Source organism: Sorangium sp. So ce321 (genome assembly GCF_051530195.1).
Lineage (GTDB): Bacteria > Myxococcota_A > Polyangia > Polyangiales > Polyangiaceae > Sorangium.
Window position 1 is genome coordinate 5688997 of sequence record NZ_CP150329.1, and the last position, 22944, is coordinate 5711940.

At 71.0% G+C, this 22944-nt stretch carries 12 protein-coding genes and 1 pseudogene; 5 read left to right on the plus strand and 8 right to left on the minus strand.

Annotated elements, in window-relative coordinates; translation table 11 throughout:
- The first annotated feature begins 238 nt into the window (after window positions 1-238).
- Window positions 239-823 (plus strand): hypothetical protein, encoded by a 585-nt coding sequence (locus tag WME89_RS20915; RefSeq protein WP_438012104.1) that lies wholly within the window; start codon window positions 239-241, stop codon window positions 821-823.
- 213 nt (window positions 824-1036) lie between these two features.
- Here the strand turns inward: WME89_RS20915 and WME89_RS20920 are convergent.
- From WME89_RS20920 to WME89_RS20940, 5 genes and pseudogenes are all read right to left on the minus strand, one after another.
- Window positions 1037-1204: pseudogene (locus WME89_RS20920) on the minus strand (mechanosensitive ion channel domain-containing protein); the annotation flags it as partial.
- Window positions 1159-1503, minus strand: a complete 345-nt coding sequence (locus WME89_RS20925) for a hypothetical protein (RefSeq protein ID WP_438012105.1) — start codon at window positions 1501-1503, stop codon at window positions 1159-1161. The gene WME89_RS20925 and the pseudogene WME89_RS20920, both read right to left, overlap by 46 nt.
- A 99-nt stretch (window positions 1504-1602) precedes the next feature.
- Window positions 1603-2856 carry a 1-acyl-sn-glycerol-3-phosphate acyltransferase gene (locus WME89_RS20930; RefSeq protein ID WP_438010889.1) on the minus strand — a complete coding sequence of 418 codons (1254 nt, stop codon included), beginning with the start codon at window positions 2854-2856 and terminating at the stop codon, window positions 1603-1605.
- 49 nt (window positions 2857-2905) lie between these two features.
- Window positions 2906-4144 carry an esterase/lipase family protein gene (locus WME89_RS20935; RefSeq protein ID WP_438010890.1) on the minus strand — a complete coding sequence of 413 codons (1239 nt, stop codon included), beginning with the start codon at window positions 4142-4144 and terminating at the stop codon, window positions 2906-2908.
- A 125-nt stretch (window positions 4145-4269) separates the two neighbouring features.
- The gene (locus tag WME89_RS20940) at window positions 4270-5361 is read right to left on the minus strand and encodes an AraC family transcriptional regulator (RefSeq protein ID WP_438010891.1); all 1092 of its coding nucleotides are present in this window, start codon (window positions 5359-5361) and stop codon (window positions 4270-4272) included.
- 487 nt (window positions 5362-5848) lie between these two features.
- Here WME89_RS20940 and WME89_RS20945 point away from each other — a divergent pair, with 487 nt between their 5' ends.
- Window positions 5849-7348: an STAS domain-containing protein gene (locus WME89_RS20945; protein ID WP_438010892.1), complete on the plus strand. Its 1500-nt coding sequence runs from the start codon at window positions 5849-5851 to the stop codon at window positions 7346-7348.
- Between the two features lie 103 nt (window positions 7349-7451).
- Here WME89_RS20945 and WME89_RS20950 read toward each other — a convergent pair whose 3' ends face one another.
- Entirely contained in the window at window positions 7452-7613 is a 162-nt protein-coding gene (locus tag WME89_RS20950; RefSeq protein WP_438010893.1) for a hypothetical protein, read from the minus strand.
- Between the two features lie 123 nt (window positions 7614-7736).
- Between WME89_RS20950 and WME89_RS20955 the strand changes: the two genes are divergently transcribed.
- Entirely contained in the window at window positions 7737-9407 is a 1671-nt protein-coding gene (locus WME89_RS20955; RefSeq protein WP_438010894.1) for a response regulator, read from the plus strand.
- Here the strand turns inward: WME89_RS20955 and WME89_RS20960 are convergent.
- Complete coding sequence (locus tag WME89_RS20960) at window positions 9404-14503, minus strand: sensor histidine kinase (RefSeq protein WP_438010895.1); 5100 nt, start codon at window positions 14501-14503, stop codon at window positions 9404-9406. The genes WME89_RS20955 and WME89_RS20960 overlap by 4 nt on opposite strands.
- A gap of 757 nt (window positions 14504-15260) precedes the next feature.
- Window positions 15261-16379, minus strand: coding sequence for a calcium-binding EGF-like domain-containing protein (locus tag WME89_RS20965; RefSeq protein WP_438010896.1), 1119 nt, complete (start codon window positions 16377-16379; stop codon window positions 15261-15263).
- A gap of 202 nt (window positions 16380-16581) precedes the next feature.
- On the opposite strand from WME89_RS20965, the gene WME89_RS20970 reads away from it, so the two are divergent.
- Both WME89_RS20970 and WME89_RS20975 read left to right on the plus strand, forming a co-directional pair.
- A complete protein-coding gene (locus WME89_RS20970) occupies window positions 16582-17742 on the plus strand; it encodes a Kelch repeat-containing protein (RefSeq protein WP_438010897.1) in 1161 nt (386 codons plus the stop codon).
- Window positions 17743-17965: 223 nt separating this feature from the next.
- The gene (locus WME89_RS20975; protein WP_438010898.1) at window positions 17966-22651 is read left to right on the plus strand and encodes a DNRLRE domain-containing protein; all 4686 of its coding nucleotides are present in this window, start codon (window positions 17966-17968) and stop codon (window positions 22649-22651) included.
- Window positions 22652-22944 lie beyond the last annotated feature (293 nt).

Genomic DNA, 22944 nt, shown 5'->3' on the forward strand with positions numbered 1-22944 from the left:
CATGCCCATGCCCCGCCGCGCTGGCAATCTTTGCCATGAGGGCAACGATTGCCACGCGCGCGCCCGGCCCAGGACGCGCGCGTGGCCGCGGGGCGACCGCTCGGCGCGGCTGGATCGGTGCGCTGCCCGGCCCGCTGCTGGTCGGAGGACCCTTCGCGTGGAGGGGCGGCACGCCGGTTGCCACGGCGGCCGCCTGCCGGGCTCGCCGGCGATCACCATGAAAGGTAGATGACAAGCCATGAAGACGCTCCAGACCGTCCTCCTCAGCGCTCCCTTCTTCGGCCTCGTCGCGGCGGCCCTGCCGGGCTGTTGGAGCGCGACAGCACCTGACTCAGAGTCCGAGGAGCTCCTCTGCGGCAAGCTGGCCGAGTGCGGGAAGCTGAGCGGGGGCGTGACCGCCGAGCGGTGCGCGGCCAACATGGGACTGCTCCACCTCCAGGCGATCAACGAGCTGAAGGCCTGCACGCCTGTGTTCGAGCAGCTCAAGAGCCTCATGGCCTGTGCGGCGCAGCAGCAGGGTTGCGAGAGCGACGTCGGCGCGGAGGCAGCCGAGCTCCCGGCGGACCATCCGTGCTTCGACGAGAACGAGCGCTACAAGAAGGCCTTGCAGGAGGTGGCGGCTCAGAGCCAGGAGCCCGACGCAGGAGCCCTGTGCGCCTTCTTTTACGAGAGGGCGGTGGACATGGCGACGACGCCGGCGACCGGCAAGACGTGCGCGACGAACGCCGACTGTCCGGACGTCGAGTGTCCGGACCCGGCCCTCGGGAGCGACGGTTACTGCCAGAACGGCAAGTGCAAGACGGCGATCGACATCTGCCGGTGAGCACACCGCTCGAGCCCGCGGGGGCGGGGCGCCCGCCCGCGTGACGGGGCGGCTCGCGGCTGCCATGAGGACGGTTCGCGGCTGCGGGTGGCCGCCTCCAGCGCTCGTCGCAGCGCCGGTCCTCCTCACCCGGGCTCGCCGGGGAGGGCGATGTGCTTCTCGCGGAACGCCGCGAGCACCCGCTCCGTCAGGGTGGTCGCGTACTGCGCCTCGGGAGCGCAGGCCCATCGACGTGACCTCGCCATAGAACGCGTCGAACTTGACGCGATCGCCGACCTGGAAGGACCGATCGATGATGAGCGTCACGCCGGCGAGGACCGACGCGGCGAGATCCTTCAGCGCGAAGCCGATGGTGACCGCGACTCGATCTCCGGCTGCAGCGCGAGCAGCTCGCCCATGACCTGACCGAGCAGCGCGCCGGCCTCCGCGCTGCTTTGCGGGCTCAGCCGCGCCGCGACGACGAGCTGCTCGACGCGCCCCCGCCGCGCGCCGGCGGCGGCGTCTCGGCACGGCGCGCCCCCGTCTCCCGTCGCCGCCGCCGCTTCCGCCGCGTCAGGCGTGACGGCGGCCGCGGTGATGCCGCCCATCGGGTAGCCCAGGGAGACCGCGAGGAGCGAGGCCGCCGCGGCGCCCCTCGCCCTCCGCGCGATCCCTTCGCGCTTGCGCGCCTGGCCGTCCACGGCGACCGAGCCCCGAGTCCGTCGTGGAGATCGGCCACGCACCGCAGCCGCTGTGCCCGGATCCAGCGTGGGTAAGGCCATGGAGAGAGACCGCTCGCCTCAACCGCTGTGGACGAGGCGCCCCGTGTGTTGCGACCGCCAGCGATAAAACGTGCTCGCCGAGATGCCGAGCTCATCACACACGTTGTGCACGCTCTTGCCCTTCCTCGCCTGGGCGAGGATCTCGTTGATCTCGCGCTCCGTGAACCGCGGCCTCCGCGCCGCCCGGGTCGCGGTGGTCCGACGCGACACGGCGGCAGCGTTGCGCTCCGAGCGCCGCTGCATCTCGCGGAGGAGGTCCACGTCGTGCCGCACGTCCTGGGCGAGCTGGGAGGCGACCTTCACGAGGTCCGAGGGGGCGGCTCTCTGCGCCTCGCCCCTGCCGGACAGCCCCAGCAGGCGCGTGCCCGCCTCGACGAGCCAGCGCGAGAGCGCGTCGATGTGCGCCTCGATCCACGAGAGCGCCCTCATGAAGGCGCCCTTCAACACCTCGAGCGGGGGGCGCTCCTGGGTCATTCGCTCGGCCTCCAGGCGGGCGAGCGCGCTCACGATCGCCTGCTCGACCTGGGCCGCGCACGCGGCGATGTGGCGCTCGCTCTCCGGGCCCGCGCCCTGCGGGGCCCACGTCATCGGCTCCAGGACCTCGATGAGGATCCTGGAAGGCCACGGGATGTAGGGCGGGATGAACGGCCCCAGCGTCAGGCCCCAGGGGATGCTCAGCATGAGGGGCCACGCGTTGATGCCGAGCTTGCTCTTGGCCCCGATCGCGTCCGCCAGCCAGGGCAGGTCGTCGAGGATCATGGCCGTCGAGTGGCTGCCGACGGACACCACGGGCACGATCGGCACGCCGTACTTCATGGCCAGCCGGATATGAGAGGTGCGCCCGTTGAAGCGAAGGCGCGTCCTCTCCCGGTGCGGGCGCATGAGCTCCACCTCGGCGCCCGGATACAGGAGCAGCGGGGACCCGCGTTCCAGAACGCGCGCCGCGCATTGCCCGGACGCGCGGACGCAGCCGTACCTGGTGAAGATCTGGTTGAGCAGCGGCAGCCTGATCGTCAGCTTGTGCGCGAGCACGTACGGGAACCGGCTCATCCCGTATTCGTTGAAGAGCGCGGCCGTGAACAGCCAGAAGTCGGACATGTACGGATAGCCGTTGTGGTTGCCGACGTAGATGAGCCCGTCCTGGCGGGGGATCCGCGAGAGCCCGCGGACCTCCGTCCGATGATAGGGCGCCATCGTGCTGTCGAGGACGCTCGTCAGCCTCTTGATGAACCGGGGATCGCGGTTCTCGAGGGAATCGGGATCGTTCAGCATGGCGGCTCCAGGGTCGAAGAACCCCTCGGGGGCCCAGCTCGAGGAGGTGTCAGCTGGCGGTGGAGATGAGCTTCGACCTCGGCTTCCCGTTCGATTTCCCGTTCTTCGACGACGGGGGCCTGGTCGCGCGCGCCGCCACGATGGTGGGCGCCGCCCGCCGCTTCACCGGCATGTTGCCCGCGATCTCGCGGGCGACCAGGGACCACACGCGGCGGAACCGCTCCTCGTCGAAGCCCGCCCCGCACGGGAGCCAGTCGGCGTGGCGATCACCGCCCGAGCCCGGAAAGTGCCCGACGACGTCGAGGTGGTCGCCGAGCACGATGTCCAGCACCTTTCCGTAAGCCTGGCTCTGGCACGGGACGACGCCGTCGTTCGATGTCCTCGTGATCTCGATGGGGGCGGAGTGCTCGTTGAGGTTGAGCGTCTCGATGTCCAGCGCCGTGCAGGGGTATTGCCTGGGGACCGCCGAGGTGATGCGGTACAGGGCCCAGAACGCGAAGATGGAGACGGCCCGCACCGGCGAGAAGAAATCGGCGGGACGGAACGGGAACGAGCTCGGCGGCGGCGCCACGCAGATGATCGAGCTGTACTGCGTCCCCGGGCGGTCCGCGACGGCGGCGTTGAACAGGTGCATGGCCTCCATCGTGAGCTGGATGGACGCGCCCTGATCATTCGAGATCTCGCTCAGGAATTTGAACATCAGATCATCGGAGTCCTTGCCGACCCGCTTCAGCATCTTGTTGACGACGGCGTCGAGGAACGTATCGGTCCGGCCCGTCCAGTCGTCGGCGCGCGCCACCAGCTCGATGACGCGCGCCAGCGCCTGGAAGCCCTTCCTGCCATCGGGCCTGCCGAGGAGCCCGAGCATCTCGAACGTCCTCCGGAACGGCAGGCTCCGCAGCAGGTACGCTATCGGGCTACCGTAATGGGGCGTCGACATCGTGACGATGGAGTTGATGCGCCGGCCGATCCGCTCCTCGAGCTGGCCCGGCACGAGCCTCGCGCCCGGCGTCGCGAGGAGCCGCGCGTCGAGCCCACCGGTCGAGTGGCCGACGATGTGGACGCTCTCGGCCTGTTCCCCGCCGTGCGCCGCGATGAACTCGAGCGCTTGCTGCGCCCTGCGAGCGATGGATCCGGTCGGGATCGTGGGGCACTCGTGTACTTCGACCCTGTCGTGGCCGAGCTCCCCCAGGAACTCGACGAGCATCTTCGGGACACGCCTGAAATAAGCGATCTCGCCGAAGGCCTGAAACCCCATGAAGCCTGGCAGAAGATAGATCTGGTTCATCGTGTTCCTGCTGTAGCCGAGCCCGGACCCCGATACCCGGATACCCGCCTGCGATCCATCCGGCAATCGCCTTCACAGACGCAGCGCATCATCGTTGCGCTTTTCGATCAGCTTGCGTTTTTCGATCAGCGCGCGCCGCCGCGCCGTCGCTCGGCAGGAGGGCGGCGCGCGAGCGTCTCGGATGGGCTCTCGCGGAAGTGCTTCCTGTAGTCGACGCTGAACCGCCCCGCGCTGCGGAAGCCCATCGCGCCGGCGACGTCCGCCACGGTCGTCTCGGGCAGGGCGGCGAGGAGCATGTGGCGCGCCAGCTCGAGCCGCCGGATCTTCAGGAACCCCATCGGCGTGACGCCGCGCGCCGCGCGGAACGCGGCCTGGAGCGAGCGGGCAGGCGCCCCCGCGGCGGCGACGATGTCCGCGAGCGTGATCGCTTCGCCCGCGTGCATGGCGATGTACTCCTCGGCCCGACGCACGACCGCTGGAGCGATGCGCGGGGGCGCCAGCTCGAGCAGAGGGGAGTCTGCGTGGCGCGGGATGGTCACGAGCGCTGTGAGCAGCACCTCGCAGAAATAGGGCCGGACGAAGGGCGAGAGCGCCGGGCGCTCGAGCTCCTCCCGGAGCGAGCGGACGATCCCCTGGAGCGTCGCGCCGCCGCCGCCCGTGAGATCCAGGTCGGGCTCGAAGAGGATCGCCTCGCGCGGCGCGTGGCCCGTGAGCATGGCGAAGTGCGCCTCGAGCGCAGATCGCAGGACGGTGAGGCTTCGCCCTTTGCCGCCCGCCGGCATCTGGATCTTCACGGGCCGTTCTGGAACGAAGAGGATCGCCCGCTTGCCATGGGTCATCGAGAGGCGCTGGCTCCTGACCTCCACCTCGGTGTCTCTGCTGCCTTCCCCGGCGAGCCCCAGCGCGTAACGATCGTGCAGGGTGGCCGCGTCCAGCCGACCGCCGAGGGCCCAGTCTGTTGTGACGAAGCTCACGGGACCTACCGTGGCGACACCGAGCTCGCACCTGAAAACGGCTCCTTTCAGGGGCCGGAGCGCCACTCCCGGGCAGAGGCGGGCGAGGGCGGGGGACATCTCGTCGGGATCGGAGGTGCTGAGATGGATGCGCGAGACCGAGAGGGGCGGCGCCGCCGCGTGACCGGCCCCCCGGGCAGGCTCAGGAGCGCGGTGGAGCGTCGGTGTTTGGTCGAGACCTGGGCTGGATCTGGCGCGAGTCATGGATATCGACTCTCGCGTGAATTGGCGCCTGCCTCCAATGGCGAAACTCAGTCATTCTGCCGTGCAGCGGGTGGTTTCCCGGCACCGTTGGCCGAGTGACATCAGGCCTCGCGATGCAGGTGCACACATTGGACCCAAGATCCAGGACGTTTCGAAGACGTGTCTGAACGGCGTGCAGGTGCTCGCTTCCTTCACGCTCACCATCTCGAAGGGCAGGTCTGGCCTGCACGACCCCGAACAGAACGCCACTGGATCTTGATCCAACTGGCGGGACATCCCCGCGCCGTGTTAAGCTTCAAAGGCCGCGAGCCACCGGCCTGGCGGTGGGGGCACCTCGGTCGAGCCGGCGCCGCGGGGACACGGATAGTTGGAGATGCTGAGCGGGAATGCTGAGCGGAATGCTCGGGCTCTCGCGCCGGTGCGGAAGCGCGACGTGAGCCTGCATCCCTGTTGTGTCGTTTCGCCGGGACTGCTAGCGTGACACGCTATGACAAGTTCGCTCTCCGCCCTCCTCGGCTCGGCGTTCGATGCGTGTCCCGAGCCGCTGGCCCTGGTCGAGGGAGATGACACGATCATCGAACGAAACCGCGCCTTTCGGGTGAACTTCGGAGAGTCGACCTCGCTCCTCGATTGTATCGACCCGGCGGATCACGCGCACTTCACCAGCGCTCGACGCGCCACAAACGAAGGCCCGGCGGCGCTCGTGGCGCGCGCTGCGTCAGGGCCCAAGGCCGGCTTTCCGATGCGGTGGACCATATGGCAGGCGGGCGCCAGTGCGCTCTGCGTGCGCCTCGACGGGCCTGCCACGCCGAGTCAAACGCTGCCTGCGCCCCTCGCGCCTCTCGCCGCCTCCGGCCAGCCCGTCCCGCTCAAGACCCTGATCCTGGGTGCGCTCTTTGAACGCATGGACGCCGTCGTATGGGCCATCGCCAAGGACGGGACGATCTTGCTCTCGGAGGGCTCCGGGCTCGCTCATTTCGGGCTCAAGCCGGGTCAGTCGGTCGGGCTCAACGCGCTGGAGATCTACCCGCCTGGCAGCGCATCCTACGATGAAGCGGTCCGGGTCCTCCAGGGAGAGAGCGTCAACACGGACGGCATGGAGGGGAAAGACTACTGGATTCGCTTTCAGGAGCCTCTGCGCGACGAGCGCGGCGATGTCACCGCCATCATCGCCGCGTCGATCTGCGTGACGCAAAACGCGCACGAGACGCTCCAGGCCAAGGCCCTGCACGCCGCCGTCGGAGAGCTCCCGGTCGTCATCTGGGCCATGGAGCGGGACGGGACATGTACGCTGTCTGCGGGCGGGGGCCTGCGAGACCTCGGTGTCGAGAGCCGCGAAATGATCGGGGCAAACCTGTTCCATGTGTACAGCGATCGCCCTGATTTCGCGGAGAGCATGCAGCGCGCACTGGGCGGCGAGCAATTCTCCATGGTGACCAGGATCGGCGATCAGCAATGGCAAAACCATTTCATCCCCGTCTTGAGCACGTGGGGAGACAAGGTGGAGCGGATCTACGCCGCGGCCGAGAATGTGACCGAGCGGGCGAAGCAAGAGAGGAGCTTGAGGGAGCAGCTCGAGCTGATCCAGAGGCAGCAAGCGGCCATCATCAGCCTGTCGAGCCCGATCATCGAGGTGTGGTCGGGCGTGCTCGTGGTGCCCCTCATCGGCGAGCTCGAGGCCGCGCGCGCCGAGGCGCTGCTCGAGCAGCTGCTCGAGCACGTCACCCGCCGGCAATCAAGCGCTGTGATCCTGGATCTGACGGGCGTGGACGTCGTCGAGCCGGCGACCGCGGAGCACCTTTTCAAGATCATGCGCACCGTGGAGCTCGTCGGCTGCAAGGGGCTTGTCTCGGGGATACGTCCGAGCGTGGCGAAGATCATGGTCGAGCTCGGGATCGAGCTCTCGACCCTGGTCACGTATCCGACGCTCGCCGAGGCGCTGCGGAGATGGATCAACCGGCGCGCGCCCTCATCCTCGTTATTCTAGAGCGGCGAGCTCGGGTCGGTGCTGAGGACGTAATCGCCGGCGTGGCCGCACCAACCGCCACCCGCTGCTGCTGCCTGCAGGCCTCAACTGCGGAGCGCGAGCCTCAACCTCGTGAAGGCGCGCCCGACGTCGTGAACAAGGCGGCGAAGGCGCCGCAGCGGGCCGAGCTGCCGAGCCCCCGCACCATCGCGCTCGTGCAGTAGTCCTGGTCGGCGTCCGCGACCTCCCACGCGGACGGCCCGCCATTTGCGAGCGGCAGGAGCACGCACGCCCGATCCGGAGCGCGAGACGAGGATCCCAGTCTCCGAGGGGGGCGCGTGTTAGGTGCGGTCTCTTGAGCCGCTATGCTGAATCTGTTTTCTCCCCTTGAAGCCCGCCCGAGACCTCCATGCCCAACCGATCCGCTCGCCAGGGGCTCGAACGCCCTCCGCTCATCCATACGCGCGATCTGGAGGCGGCCCGCGTGCTCCTCGCGACGGTCTACGGCGACCTCACCGCCGACGTCGTCGGCCGCGGTCACCGTTTCGAGTGGCGTGCCACCCCCGTCGACATGGGGCCTGTCGCCCTCTTCTCGGGCGCCTTCGCCTCCGGCATGTGCCTGCGCGGCGTGAGCTCGGGCTACACCGTCAGCCTGGCGACCGGCGGCTCGGTACGGGCGGCCTCGTCGGGGAACGCGGCGGAGATCGCCCCTGGCCGGAGCGCCGCCGTCTTCTCGCCGGGGGCCCGGTCCGAGTGGAGCGCGGAGGGCCCGGCCCGCCCCATGAACCTCCGCGTCGATGCCCGCTATCTCGAGGCGCAGCTCGAGGCGCTCACCGGCGTGGCCGTCCGCGGGCCCCTTGCGTTCTCGCTGTCGATGCCCACCACCGACGGCCCCGGGACCTTCCTGGCGCGGCTCTGCCGCTTCCTTTCCACGGAGACCGAGCGGGCAGGGCGAGCCCTCGGCCACCCCGCGGTGATGGCCAGCCTCGGCGAGGCGGTGGCGCGCGCGCTGCTCTTCGGGCAGCCCCACGATCACGCCCACCTCCTGGAGAAGGCAGCGCCGCCGTCGAGCCGGAGCGTGGTGCGGCTCGTCGAGGAGTACCTCGACGCCAACGCGGAGGGCCCGATCGGCACCGCCGCTCTGACCAGGCTCGCGGGCGCGAGCATGGCCTCGATCGACGGCGCCTTCTTTGCCCATCGGGGCGCCACCCCGTGGGACTTCCTCCGCAAGAGGCGCCTGCTCCTGGCGCGGGAGCGCCTGCTCCTGGCCAGGCCGGGCGAGACCGCGGCGAGCGTGGCCCACGCGGCCGGCTACCTGCGCGTGGAGCGGTTCGGCGCCGCCTATGCAGCGGAGTTCGGCGAGACCCCCGCTGAGACGCGGCGGCGCGGGTTCCTCGCGGCCGAGGCGCCGACGCGCCCGCGGGCCAGGGCGAGGAGCCCGTCCCCGCGAGGAGCGGAGGCGGCGACCGTCTTCCTGGTGCACCGGGACGCCTCCTGGCGCGGGGCCGCGGCCGGGCTGCTCCAGGAGGCGGGGCACGCGGTGCAGGCGTTCGCGTCGTCGCTCGCCTTCCTGGAGGCCGCGCGCGGGGTGGGAGCGGGCTGCGTGGTGCTCGACGTCCAGCTCCCCGATGTGAACGGCCTGGAGGTGAGGGCCCTCCTGCGCGAGGAAGGGTGCGCGCTCCCCGTGGTCTTCACCAGCGACGACGGGGACGTGACGGTGGCGGTGGAGGCGATGAAGGCGGGCGCCGTGGATTTCCTCGCCGAGCCCCTCGACGCGGAGGCGCTGCTCGCAGCCGTGGAGCGCGCCTTGGTCCTCGACGCGGAGGCGCGGGCGGCGCGGGCCGAGGTGGAGGCGCTCGCCGCCCGGCTCGCGGCGCTCTCGCCGCGCCAGCGCGACGTGTGCGAGCGGGTGGCGCGGGGGATGCTGAACAAGCAGATCGCGACGGAGCTCGGGATCTCCCTGTCGGCCGTGCGGCTCTACAGGGCGGAGGGGGTGGAGAAGCTCGGGGTGGCGTCGGCCGCCGAGCTGGCGAGCCTCTTCGCGAGGCTCGAGCAGGGCACGGGGGCAGGCGGGGGCTAGGGGAGCCTCTGGCGCGCGCCGTCGACCGTCGCCGGCGCCGCCCGGCTCGCCGCCGGCGGCGCGCAGGGCAGCTCCACCGTGAACCGCGAGCCCTCGCCCAGCCGGCTGTCCCCGCGCACCGCCCCGCCGAGCGCCTCCACGATGCTCTTCACGACGTGGAGCCCGAGCCCGAGCCCCCCGAAGTGGCGGCTCGACACGGCGCGCTCGAACCGCTCGAACACGTGAGGGAGCCGCCCTGGCGGGATCCCGATGCCCTGATCCTGCACCACGAGCTCTGCCGTGCCGTCCTTCTGCGCGACCGAGACCTCGATCGACCTGCCGGCGCCGAACTTGAGGGCGTTGTCGAGCAGGTTCGACACGACCTGCTCCAGCCGGCTCCGGTCCCACGACCCCACCACGGACGGCTCAGCGCGCACGCTCACGGGCGAGCCCGACTGCGCGATGCGCTCGGTGAGCCGCTCCAGGACATCGTCCACGACCTTCGCGAGGTCGACCGGCTCGACGTGCAGCTTCAGCCGGCCCGTGTCGAGCTGCGACACGTCCAGCAGATCCTCGATCAGCCGGACGAGGCGGTGCACCTGCCGATCCATCCGTTGCAGGGCGCGCCCGAGGCGCTCCTCGGACGTGTGGCGGTCCCGGCGGAGCAGCGCCTGCATGTCGAGGCGCAGGGAGGTGACGGGCGTCCTCAGCTCGTGCGACGCGACGCTGAGGAACTCGTCACGGACGCGCACCGCTTGCTGCGCCTCGCGGTAGAGGCGGGCGTTCTCGAGGGCGATCGCGATCTGGTCCGAGAGGAGCTCCAGCACGTGGACGCGGGCGCGCGTGAACGCGCACGTGGTGAGGTTGTTCTCGAGGTAGACCACCCCGAGCCGCGTCTCCTTCCGCTGGATGGGCAGGACCAGGACCGACCTCGACGCGCCCTCGGTGAAGTGATGATCGCGGTCGCGCTCCGGCTCGCTGGCTGCGTCGTCGAGCACGAGGATCTCCCGCGCGCCGTACGCGCGCTCGACGACCCGCCACGGGACCTCGCGCGACCGGGAGAGCGGCGTGCGCTCGAGGGAGACGGGGGCCGCGACGGACCCCACGGCCCGAACGAAGAGCTCCCCCTCTTCTTCGAGCACGAGCGCCCCGCGCTGCGCGCCGGCGGCCTCCAGGCAGACGCCCAGGAGCTTCTCGAGCAGCCGATCGAGCACGATCTCGCCCGAGAGGGTCTCCGCGGCCTTGAGCAAGCTGAGCGCGTCGAGGGCGACCGCCGGCAGGCGCTCCTCGCCGAGCTCGGGCTCGTCGCCGGACCCGCCGAGCATGAACTCGTCCGCGAGCGCGCGGGCCTTCTCCGTGGCCCCCCAGCGGGCGAACCCCTGCCGCGCGGCGCGCAGGTACACGGGCGCGATCCGCGCGCGCCCGCGCCCATGATAGAAGCGTCCGGCCAGCTCGTTGCCGAGCGCCGCGAGCTGGAGGCATCCTGCGTGCGTCGCCGCCTCGATGGCCTCGTCATACAGCGCGGCGGCGGCGTCGACGTCGCGCTCGACGCGCGCGAGCTCCGCCTCCACGAGGAGGCGCCTCGGGCGGAAGTTCTCTGCGCAGCCCGACTCCCACCGCCGTAGGCGCTGCAGCAGGTCGGCCACGCGCGCGAGCAGCGCGGCCCGCTCTCGCTCGTCGGCCCCGTCGCACCGCCACAGCAGCGTGAGCGCGGTGTACAGCGCGTGCAGGCACTCGGGGGTGTAGCCGCCGATGAAGTGCAGGTCCGGGGCCGCCGCGTCGGAGTGCGCGATGGCCTGGGCCAGGTCCCGGTACAGGTAAGAGGCCTTGAGGCGCATGATGTGATACACGCACCTCGCCGGCGGCTCCCCCCGCGCCGCCTCGAGGAAGGCCCGCTCGTCGAACTCGGCGTCGTCGGCCACGCTCCGGCGCCTCGTCAGCCCCTTGAGGCACCGGATGGTCTGCCGGTAGGCGAGCTGGTAGAAGAGCGTCGGCTGGTTGCCAGTCTGCCGGCTGAACGCGAGCCCGTCGTTCAGGTTGACCAGCACGCGATCGAGCTCCACCCCTGCGGCGTACGACTGCCCCACGAGCCCCGTGAGCGCGTAGGACGCGAAGCGGAGCTCGCCGGACGACAGGCCCAGGGCGACGATCTCCCGGAACGGCGCCGCGCTCGAGGCGAACGGCGCGACCCAGGGGTGGATGAACTCGGTGTACATGTACCGGGCGATCGTCTCCTGGGCGCGATCCTCGAACGCCCGCGCGAGCTCCACGGCGAGCCGGCCGAAGCCCTGGGCGCTCTGGAGATCGCCCTCGGCCGCCAGGATCATCGCGTGCCCTGCGTAGGCGAGGATCGACTCGCACGAGTTGCCGTGCTCCAGCGCGAAGCGGACGCCGAGCGAGGTGAGGAGCACCAGCTGCTTCCGGTCCGAGAACCAGGCGGGGGCCACCATCTCGGCGAAGAGCCTCATGTGAGCGCGCTGCTCTGGCCTTGTCACGCGGGGGAGGTCGACGAGCGACTCGGGCGAGCGCGCCCCGAGGAGCTCGGCGATGGCCCGCCGCTGCGCCGCGATCTCCCCGTCGAGGTCCGCCGCGGGCAGCTCGACCCTGAAGGCGGCGCGCAGCGCGTCGCGCCCCCAGCGGAGCGCCAGGTCGTGCTCGCCGGTGATCGTCGCGCTCATGATCCGGAGCGCCTCCAGATCGACCCGCTCGGGGATCGACGCCGCGTGGCGGAGCCCTTCCTCCACGAGCGCGCGGGCCATCGCGTGCTGATCGGTCAGCGCGGCGCACTCCGCCGCGTCGCGGTGGAGGGAGAACCAGAGCTCGTAGCGCGAGCGAGGGGCGCCCTCCGGTAGCAGGCCGAGGCCGCTGCGGAAGTACGCGAGCGCCGGGCCGAAGGCCGCGGCGCGGCGCGCCTTGACGCCGGCGCGGTGGTTGAGCCGCGCGAGGCTGTCCCGCTGCGCCGCGTCGAGCAGCGCGGCGCCGAGGTTCAGCTGGTCCGCGGCGTCGAACAGCGCGCCCTCCGCCCCGTCGTCGCAGGAGGCCTCGAGGAAGCGGCCGATCTCCAGGTGCAGCCGCCTCCGCCGCTCCTCCGGCACGAGCTCGTAGGCCGTCTGCTGGACGCGATCGTGAGCGAACCGGACCGCGAGCTCCCCCTCGCGCTCGCGCGCGCTGTCGGCCACGACGAGCCCCTCGCGGAGCGGCTGGCCGAGCGATGCCGTCGCCTCGTCGAGGGATCGGCCTGACACCGCCGCGATGGTCCTGAGCTCCGCGCGCCTGCCGATGCACGCGGCGACCTGCAGGAGCTCCTGCGCCTCCCCGGGCAGCTTGCGGACGGACTCCGTCATCAGCGGGACCACGTTGTCGGTGACCCCGATCCGCTCGATCCGGCCGAGATCCCATGTCCATGTCGAGCGGCTCGCGTGCGCGTGGAAGAGCAGCAGCCCTTTCTCCTGGAGCGATCGGAGGAGCTGGCGGAGGAAGAAGGGGTTGCCCGCGGTCTTGGCGAGGAGGAGCGCCGCGAGCGGCCGGGCCTGCTCCGGCTCGCAGCGGAGCGCGTCGGCGAGCAGCGCGACGGCCGCATCGACGTCGAGCGGGCCGAGCGCGAGGTGGGTGATCGGGACGGCCTTCGCCTGGCGGAGCTCCTCGAGGGTCCTGTGGAGCGGATGCTCAGGGCCGACCTCCCGGGTCCTGTACGCGGCGAGCAGGAGCACGTGCTTGCTGCCCGGATCTGCGGCCAGGGCGCGGAGGACGCGGAGCGACGCGGCGTCCGTCCACTGGAGGTCGTCGAGGAAGATCGCGAGCGGCGGCCGCTGGCTGGCCACCGCGCGCACGAAGTCCTGGATCGCGAGGAGGAAGAGGCTCTCCACGCGCATCGGATCCGTGGCGGGCGCCTCGGGCGACGCCGCGACGAGCTCGGCGAGCTCCGGGCAGAGCTCGCCGAGCGGAGAGCACCGCTCGCCCACCGCCTTCCTGAGCTGCGCGCGGCTCTCCTCCGGCTCGGCGCGGAGCGCGGCCGCGAGGGCGCGGAGCGCCTCCGCCAGGGACGCATAGGGCACGTTCGCGGCGCGCAGATCGAACTTCCCCTCGATGAACCGCCCGCCCTGCTCGGCGACGGTGGCCTGCAGCGCCTTGATGAGGGCGGTCTTCCCGACGCCTGCCTCCCCGGTCACGAGCGCGAGCTCCGTCCCGCCGCACGACACGGCGGCGAGCGCGCCGCGCAGCGCGGCGAGCTCGCTGTCGCGCCCGACCAGGCGCTCGGGCAGCGGGAGCCGCTGCGCCAGGTCGAGGCGGCCGAGCTCGAACGGCTCGATGGCGCCCGCGGTCGACCAGCGCCTCCGCGCCTCGCGGAGGTCCTCGGCCAGGCACGCGGCGCTCTGGTACCGCAGCTCCGGCATCTTGGCGAGGAGCCGCTGCACGAGCTCGGAGAGCGTCGCCGGGACGTGGGGGCTCACGACGTGCGCGGGCACGGGGCTCCTCGCCATGTGGGCGTGCATGAGCGCGAGCGGATCGGGGTCCTGGAACGGCGGCGCGCCGGTGAGCATGGCGTGGAAGGTCGCCCCGAGCGCGTACAGGTCGGATCGGCAGTCGACGAACCGGTTCATCCGCCCGAGCTGCTCGGGGGACATGAAGGGCAGCGCCTCGAGCTGATCGAGCTCCACCGCCGCGGGCACGCTCGTGAGCTCGGCCGCGTCCGCGAAGTGGACGAGGGTGACCTGCCCGCCGGCGCCGAGGACCACGCGGCCGGGGGCGATCGCGCGGTGAACCACGCCGCTCGCGTGGATGCGCGCGCATGTATCGGCGAGCGCGATGGCGACGTCGAAGAACGCGTCCAGCGCGAGCGGCCCCCGGGCGAGCCGCCGCTCGAGGTCCTCGGTGCCTGCGTCCTCGAGGACGAGCACGGGCGCGCCCGCCGGGCCCTCCAGCGCGAGCGGCCGCGCGACCCCCGGCACGTCGAGCCGGCGCAGGAAGGCGTGCTCCCGGAGCAGGAGCGCCGCCGCGCCCTGGGCCGGAGGGCTCCCCCGGGCGGTCTTCTCCACGACTTTCCTGTCAGCGATCGTCTGCCTGCGGAGCAGAAAGCGACCGCAACGGTGGACCTCCGTCGCTTCCGCCCGAGTCATACGCGTGTCCCCCCTCGCGTGACCCGTGCGACTATAAAGCAACCTGCGTGAGCGTGCGAGCTGATAAGTCCTCGCTCTCGCGACAAGGCAGGAACGCGGGTTCATGCGCCTGATGAGGCATTCTGAGCGCATCGATAAGCGCCGGGTGTGCCGAGCCGCCGAGCGTGCATTGGTGGCGCGCTCGAGGCTGCCGGCCGAGCTGGTTACGCGCGGGTGGCGCTGCTCGTACGCCTGCGGCGCGAGGCGAGGAGCGGCCCGAGGCCGGCGATGGCAGCCGTCCCCCCGTCGTCCCGCGAGCCCGCCGCGCTGCAGCCGCCGGCCGGGGCGACATCGTTTCTTGGCTCCCGCGTCGCACCGGCGTCCCCCGCGCTGCGGGCGTCCTCCGCGCTGCGGGCGTCCCCCGCGCTGCGGGCGTCTCCCTCGGCCGCAGCGTCGCTCCCGGCGTCGACGGGGCCCAGCCCCAGCGTCCGCGCCGTCCGCGCTGCCGAGCGGACCCCTGGAGTACGTGCCCGAAGCGGTCGCCGCGCCGTTGTAGCTCATGGATGCCACGTTGATCGCGCCCCCGGACGCCGCCAGGGCAGAGGTCAGCGCGCCGGCGTCATCGGTTGTCCCTGGGGTGAGGCTGAACTCGCTGCCCCGTGACCGAGGCGCAACAGCGCTGCGCAGGTAGCTGCGAGCTATCTCATCATCATCTCCGTATGTGGATTCGTGGTCTCAACATGGAGACCTGCACCCGGAATCGACGGGAGCGGCAGGCTCAGTGGCAGGTGACGTTCTGGGACGCCGCGAAGTTCAGGACCTCGGCCCTGCACGCCGCGGCCTCCGCCGGGGTGAGGCCGTCCTGGAACTCGACGCCTTGCCCACCGCAACCGAAGGAACTGTTATGGAACTGCACACCGCAGAAGAGAGTGCCGCCCTCGTCTCCAGCGATGATGCGCGTGCGGTTCGAGCCATTCACAGAGAATGCCCAGGAATGGTCGGGCGCGCTTCCGCAGGGCCCCGGGAAGCTGTAGCCGTCGCACGACCCATCCGTCAAGATCGTCCCGGCCAGCGCGGCCTGCCAGGCCGGGATCAAGTCGTCGCAGGGACAGGCGGAGGCGACGCAGGGCTCGCCGCAGGTGAGCGTGCCGCCGCAGCCGTCGTCGATGGTGCCGCAGGTCGCTCCCTGAGCGGCGCAGGTGGTGGGGACGCAGGTGGGCGTCTCGCAGTTCGGCCCCGTGAAGCCCGCCGGGCAGGTGCAGGTGTAGGGCTCCCCGGGGTCGCAGGTGCCGCCGTTCTGGCACGGAGTGCCGCTGCCGGCGCAGGTCCCGGCGGCGCAGCTATCCGTGACCGTGCAGCCGTCGCCGTCGTCGCAGGCCGTGCCGTCGGCGGCGGCGGGGTTCGAGCAGAGCCCGGTGGCCGGGTCGCAGGTGCCGGCGGCGTGACACGCGTCGGACGCTGCGCACGTCACGCCGGCGCAGAGGTCGGTGCACGTGCCGTCCTGGCAGGTGAGCCCGTCGCAGCACGGCACGTTGGCGTCGCAGGGCGCGTCCACCGGCAGACAGCCGTCGCCATGACAGGTCGGGTCGAGCACGGCGATGTAGTCGTTGGCGTGGCCGGAGTGTTCGTTGATGCAGGCCTGCACGCTGGTCTTGAGGATGGTGTAGGGGTAGCTCGCCGCGCCGGTATGGTGGCAGATCTGGACCTTGCCGTTGACGGCCAAGAGCGGGCACAGCACGCCGAGGATGAGGTGCTGGTCCGCCGCGCCGAGGTGCTCGGCGGTAGGCCCGTCGGGTGTATCCGTGCTGGAGCACGCGCCGCCGAGGACCGTGAAGCTGCTCAGGCCGAGGAGCGCGACCGCCGCGCCGAGCGTACGAGGGGAGGTGAAAGGCTTCATGACTCTTCTCCTTGTGGCGGGACGCGCGGTGGAGCTCCGCGGATCGCCCGCCGCGCGCTGCACCCTGCGTCGGCACGTCCGAGGTCGCGACCTGGATCGTGATCCAGCTTTCGGAAGTGCAGGCTCTCGTGGTAACGTGAAGGGTCCACCGGCGATCTGCTCCAGCGAGCCCGCCGTTGCCTGACACAAGGAGGTCGCACGGATGACACGCAGGGTTCAGCTTCGGATCTTCCTCATCGCTTCTCTCTCTCTCCTGCTCTCGTTCGCCGGGATCCGCCCGAGCGCCGCCCAGTCGAGCTTGCCTTACTGGACCGAGCTCCCGCAGGGCGGCGACGTCCCCGACGCCATCTGGGACGGCGCGAGCGCCTATCACGACGGCCTCTTCTACATCTTCGGCGGGTTGAACGGGACCTACCCGGATGACGAGGCAGTGGCCGCTTTCAGCGCCTTCGACGTCGACGCGCTGACCTGGTACGACCTCGGCCAGTACCCGGGCGGGCCGTCCGCCAGGGCCGAGTCGATGATGTGGTGCGTCGCCGAGGAGGACGCGCTGATCGTCTCCGGCGGGAGAGGTCCTTTCCGGCGCGGGCTCGACCTCACGCACCAGGACACGTTCCGGTTCGACCCGGTGCACGGGTGGACGGAGATCTCGCAGAGCGCGGCCGAGATCGGGCGCGCCAACCGCTCCACGGAGGCGGTCGCCGTGCGCAAGAACGGGAGGCACAAGACCGTCGCGTACGCCTTCTCGGGCTCTTCGTCGACGCTGCCGGCCTTCATCAACCGCCCTGACGGCCTCCAGCACAACCTGGTCCGCTACAAGAACGGCTGGAAGCAGGTCGCGACCGGCTCGCCCGCCCCGCGCGCTCGAGCCCACCATCCGCTCGTCTACGCCGAGGGCTGGAACGCCCTGCTCGTCTACGGGGGATACACGAACGACGCCGTGAACGGGACCGGCACTTTCACGCCGGAGAACTACCTCGGCGACCTCTGGATGTTCGACCTCGACACGGAGACCTGGGATCAGCTGGTCTTCGACGAGGCCGGCGGACCGGGCCACCGTGACAATGCGAAGCTGATCGCCGATGAGCACAACGACGGCATCTGGCTCTTCGGGGGCAGCCAGTTCGACGGGTCCACCCTGTCCGATCTCTGGTACTTCGATCTCCAGACAGGGGCCTGGACGCGCGTGGACACCGCGATGACGGGGCCGGCGCCGGCGCCGAGGTTCGGCCAGTTCTACTTCACTCGCAGGACCGCGACGGCCTACGAGCTCTACCTCTTCGGGGGAGCGACAGCGGAGTTCGCGCCGGTGCTGCTCAACGACATGTGGAGATTGACGATCCCCCTCGACTGCGGCGGCTGATCGCGCGATCCAGGTGGGCTCCCGCCTGGACGAGGGGCGCCGGAAGGAGGTGAAGAAATGAGGCGATGCCTCAGGGAAGCCTCCTCAGCTTACCACGAGAGCCTGCACCTCCGAAAGCTGGATCACGATCCAGGTCGCTCCCTTCGACGTGCTGATGCAGGGTGCCGCTCCCGGCGGGCGACCCGCGGATCGCGACCGCGCGTCCCGCCAAAGGAGAAGCGTCATGACGCATGTCACCTCTCTTCGCAGGCTCGGCGCGATGGTCGCGCTGCTCGGCCTGAGTTGTTTCACGGTCCTCGGCATCGGGTGCTCGAGCACGGACATACCCGACGGGTCGGACGCCGAGCACGTCGGCGAGGCGGAGCAGCCCATCGTCGGCTTGCTGTGCACGCTCCTGGCGGTCAACGGCAAGGTCCAGATCTGCCACCATTCCGGCTCGGGGAGCTACCCCTACACCATCCTCCAGGCCAGCAAGGACGCCTGCATCCTCGAACACGTAGGCCACCTCCACGACTACATCGCCGTGGGCAACCCGAGCTGTAGCGGCGACGGCTGCCTGCCCGCGAACGCGTCTTGCGACGGGACGATCCCTTGCTGCGGCAACTCGTCGTGCACGAACGACGTCTGCGGTTGTGACGCGGGCTGGGGCGGCGAGCGCTGCGAGACCCAGTGCCCGCCGGGGTTCACGGGCGCCGACTGCGATAGCCCTTCGCTCCCCTGCGAGCCCAGCCCCTGCGAGAACGGCGGCGTCTGCACGCCGGGCGCGCCCCCCAGCTCCACGTACACGTGCTCCTGCGAGCACGGGTACACGGGCGTGAACTGCGAGATCGACGCCTTCGCCGTCAAGCACTGCGACTCGAACCCCTGCGAGCCGGGCAGCACCTGCGTCGACGACGCGGAAGGCTACACCTGCCTCTGCCCCGCTTCCTGCCCCGCCAGCACGAACGAGTGCGAGTCGCCGACCTGCAATCCGGCGACCGGCGCGTGCGCACTCCCCACGGCGGTGCCGGACGGCGTCGCTTGCACCGACGACGGGGATCCTTGCACGGTGGACGCTTGCCAGGGCGGCGCGTGCGCGCACGTCGTCGGCCCCGATGTCTGCGGCGGCACCAGCTGCAACGGCACGGCGCTGGTCTGCGACCAGCGCATGGGCGACTGCGCCACGGGCTCCTGCTTCGTCGCGCAAGACGCCGTCCCGGGCGCGTTCGTCGCGCAGACGATCACGCTCGGCGACGCGGTCCTCCAGATCGCCCCCGAGACAACCGTGCAGGTCGGCGGCGCCACATCGGCGGTTCCCGTCACCATCACGCTCCAGGCGCTCAGCGATCCGTCGCTGCTCCCCTCGGCGCTGCCCACCGCGGATCCGGTGCTCTTCCCGATCTACCAGTTCGGCCCCTCTGGCACGCGGTTCTCGCCGGGGCTCTTGTTCACGATCCCCGTACCGCTCACGGCGACCACGCCGAGCGCGTGGCTCTGCGACGACTCGGGCCTGAACTGCGAGCGACGCAACGGGTTCCTGACCCTCGACGGCTCGGTCTCTCCCCCGCGGCAGACGCTCACGGTCGCGATCGACCACTTCAGCACGCTCGTCGTCACGCAGTCGCCGACCGCTGTCGCACAGGCGTCGTGCGTCACCGTCCAGCAGGGGTTTTCGGGCAACGTCGTCGACACCACCGCCCAGTACTACGGGACTCCCTCTCCCACCAGGCTCCTGAGCGGCACCGCCCACACGGTCGACGCTGGCGCCACGCGTTTCGAGCGCTTGGCCCCGCTCCTGCAGTGGGACCTGAGCGCGATCCCGAGCTACGCGAACGTCACGTCGGCGCAGCTCTACCTCGTCATCGAGGACACCACGAGACCTTACCTGGAGAACACGATCTACCCGCTGACCGGACCGTGGGACGCGGCGACGGTTCAGTACGGCACCATGCCCGGCACCTACAGCGGACTCGGCAGTCCGCTGGACTACGGTAGGGGCACTGCGGGCGCCGACCTCACGTACATGACGCAGCTGTGGACGATCGGGGAAATCTCGAACTACGGCATCACGCTCTCCGCGGAGCTCGACCCTGACACCACGAGCGCGCCCGAGGCCACGTCGTTCTGGAGCAGCGAGGCGCCCACGGTGAGCGTGCGGCCCAGGCTGGATGTCTGCTACACGGTGGCCTGCCCCGGGCCGGGCTGCGGGGTCCAGGCGGGCCCCGGTCCGGTGACCCAGGTCAGCGCGGGTGACGAGTTCACGTGCGTCGTGAAGAACGACGCCAGCCTCTCTTGCTGGGGCGACAACTCCTTGGGCCAGCTCGACGCGCCGGCCGGCACCTTCACCCAGATCAGCTCGGGAGGCTGGCATAGCTGCGCCATCGGCACGAGCGGCCAGGTCAGCTGCTGGGGCGACAACTCCTATGGCCAGGCCAGCCCGCCGTCGGGCACCTTCACGCAGATCTCGGCGGGCGAGCTGTACACCTGCGGTGTGCGGACGAACGGCAACCTCGCTTGCTGGGGGCTCGAGAACGACGGCCTCCAGTTCGATCACGGCCAGACCAGCCCGCCGTCGGGCACCTTCACGCGAGTCTCGGTGGGCATTTACCAGGCTTGCGGCCTGCCGGCGAACAACATCCCCGTCTGCTGGGGGGACAGCCCCACCACGTTCACCGAGGCCTACACGCAGGTCGCGACGAGCTCCGGACAGACCACGTGTACCCTCTTCGCGGGCCAGATCACCTGCGATGGCCTCGACACCGCGGGCGCGGCCACCCCGCCCACCCTCGACTCTTTTGGCCAGCTCAGCCTGGGATACCTTTACGGATGTGCTCTGAGGACCACCGGCACCCTCCACTGCTGGGGTGACAACAGCCATGGTCAGGCGACTCCGCCCCCTGACACGTTCGTCCAGGCCGCGACGGGCCGACAGCACGCGTGCGGCGTGACCTCGAAGGGCACCGTCTCTTGCTGGGGGCGCGGCGACTCCGGTGAGACCGCTGTCCCGGCCGCCTTCTCCGGCTTGACGCCGACGTGCACGGATGGGGCGAAGAACGGCGCCGAGACGGGCAACGACTGCGGCGGCGGCGCGTGCCCGCAATGCGTCGTCGGAGGCGGATGCAGCACGAGCTCGGACTGCGTCACCGGGAACTGCGCGGGCGGGGTTTGCAACGCCAACCCGTGCACCGCGGCGCCCTGCCAGAACGGTGGCACCTGCGCCTCGAGCGGGAGCAGCTACACCTGCGCCTGCCCGTCCGGCTACACGGGGACGAACTGCCAGACCCCTCCCGCCGACCTGTGCAGCGGCGTCGTCTGCGCGCCCTCCGACGCGTGCCATGAAGCGGGCACCTGCAACCCGATGACCGGGGTGTGCTCCAATCCGACGTCGACCGCTTGCGCGACGGGGATGTTCAGCGACGGCGGCGGCCCGGCCAGCCACCGGACCGACGGCCCGTACACCATGGGCATGCTGTTCCAGGTGGGGAGCAGCGCCGTGACGATCGGCGCCCTCGGGGCGCAGGACGACAGCCTCTCCGGACCGGCCGCCGACGGCTTCGCCGGCGGCGGCGTCCAGGTGGGACTGTGGGACGCGACGGGCACCACGCTCCTGGCGTCCGCCACGGTGCTGAGCGCCGATCCGCTCGTCGGGACGTATCGCTACCACGATCTCGCGAGCCCCATCACGCTCCAACCGAACACCAGCTATCTCATCGGTGCGCTGGTGGGGGGCGCCTTCGAGCCGTTCGAGGACAGCGCCGGAGCCGCGAAGTTCAGCGCCCACGGCGTGACGATCGTCGGCAATCGGTTCGCCTCGGGCGGCTCGCTGACCGCGCCGACCATCGAGGGCAACGGCACGCTCGGACGCTGGGCGCCGGCCAGCGCGCTGTTCGGGTGCTCCGGCGCGGGCTGCCAGGCCGGGATGTTCAGCGACGGCGGCGGCGCGGCCAGCCACCGGACCGATGGCCCGTACACCATGGGTACGCTGTTCCAGGTGGGGAGCAGCGCCGTGACGATCGGCGCCCTCGGGGCGCAGGATGACAGCCTCTCCGGACCGGCCACCGACGGCTTCGTCGGCGGCGGCGTCCAGGTGGGATTGTGGAACGCGACGGGCACCACGCTCCTCGCGTCGACCACGGTGCTGAGCGCCGACCCGCTCGTCGGTACGTACCGCTACCACGCTCTCGCGAGCCCCATCACGCTCCAGCCGAACACCAGCTATCTCATCGGTGCGCTGGTGGGTGGCGCCTTCGAGCCGTTCGAGGACAACTTCGGCGCCGCGAAGTTCAGCGCCCACGGCGTGACGATCGTCGGCAATCGGTTCGCCTCGGGCGGCTCGCTGACCGCGCCGACCATCGACGGCACCGGCGCGCTCGGACGCTGGGCGCCGGCCAGCGCGCTGTTCGGGTGCTTCGGTGCGGGCTGCCAGACCGCGCTCTTCAGCGACGGCGGCGGCCCGGCCAGCCACCGGACCGATGGCCCGTACACCATGGGCATGCTGTTCCAGGTGGGGAGCAGCGCCATGACGGTGAGCGCTCTCGGGGGACAGGATAGCAGCCTCTCCGGACCGGCTACCGACGGCTTCGTCGGCGGCGGCCTCCAGGTGGGGTTGTGGAACGCGGCGGGCACCACGCTCCTCGCGTCCACCACGGTGCTGAGCAACGATCCGCTCGTCGAGACGTATCGCTACCACACGCTCGCGAGCCCCATCACGCTGCAAGCCAACACGAGCTATCTGATCGGCGCGCTGGTGGGAGGCGGCGTCTGCGAGCCGTTCGAGGATAACGCCGGAGCCGCGAAGTTCAGCGCGCACGGCGCGACGATCGTCGGCAATCGGTTCGCCATCGGTGACTCGCTGACCGCGCCGACCCTCGATGGACTCGAGACGCTCGGGCGCTGGGCGCCGGCCTCCCTGCTTTTCTCGAGCCCGTAACCGGTGCTTCCGAGCACTTCCTGATCCTCGACCACCCCGCCACCCGAAGGCCCCGCGATCTCGCGGTTGCGGGGCCCTCGCCAGCCGAGCTTCAAGGGACGAGCGCGCGGCGCTCCCCGCCGGGCAGCTCGCCCGTGACGACAATCCCTGTGCGGTAGAGGTCTTCGCCGTGGCGTCGACGCCAGGCGCGTCGACAGGCGCCATTCTCGGTCCGGCGAGGCCCTCGCACGCCTCCAGGATCGAGCGCCAGACGGCGCGCTATTCGACTCAGGTCTCATAGACACACGGCATCT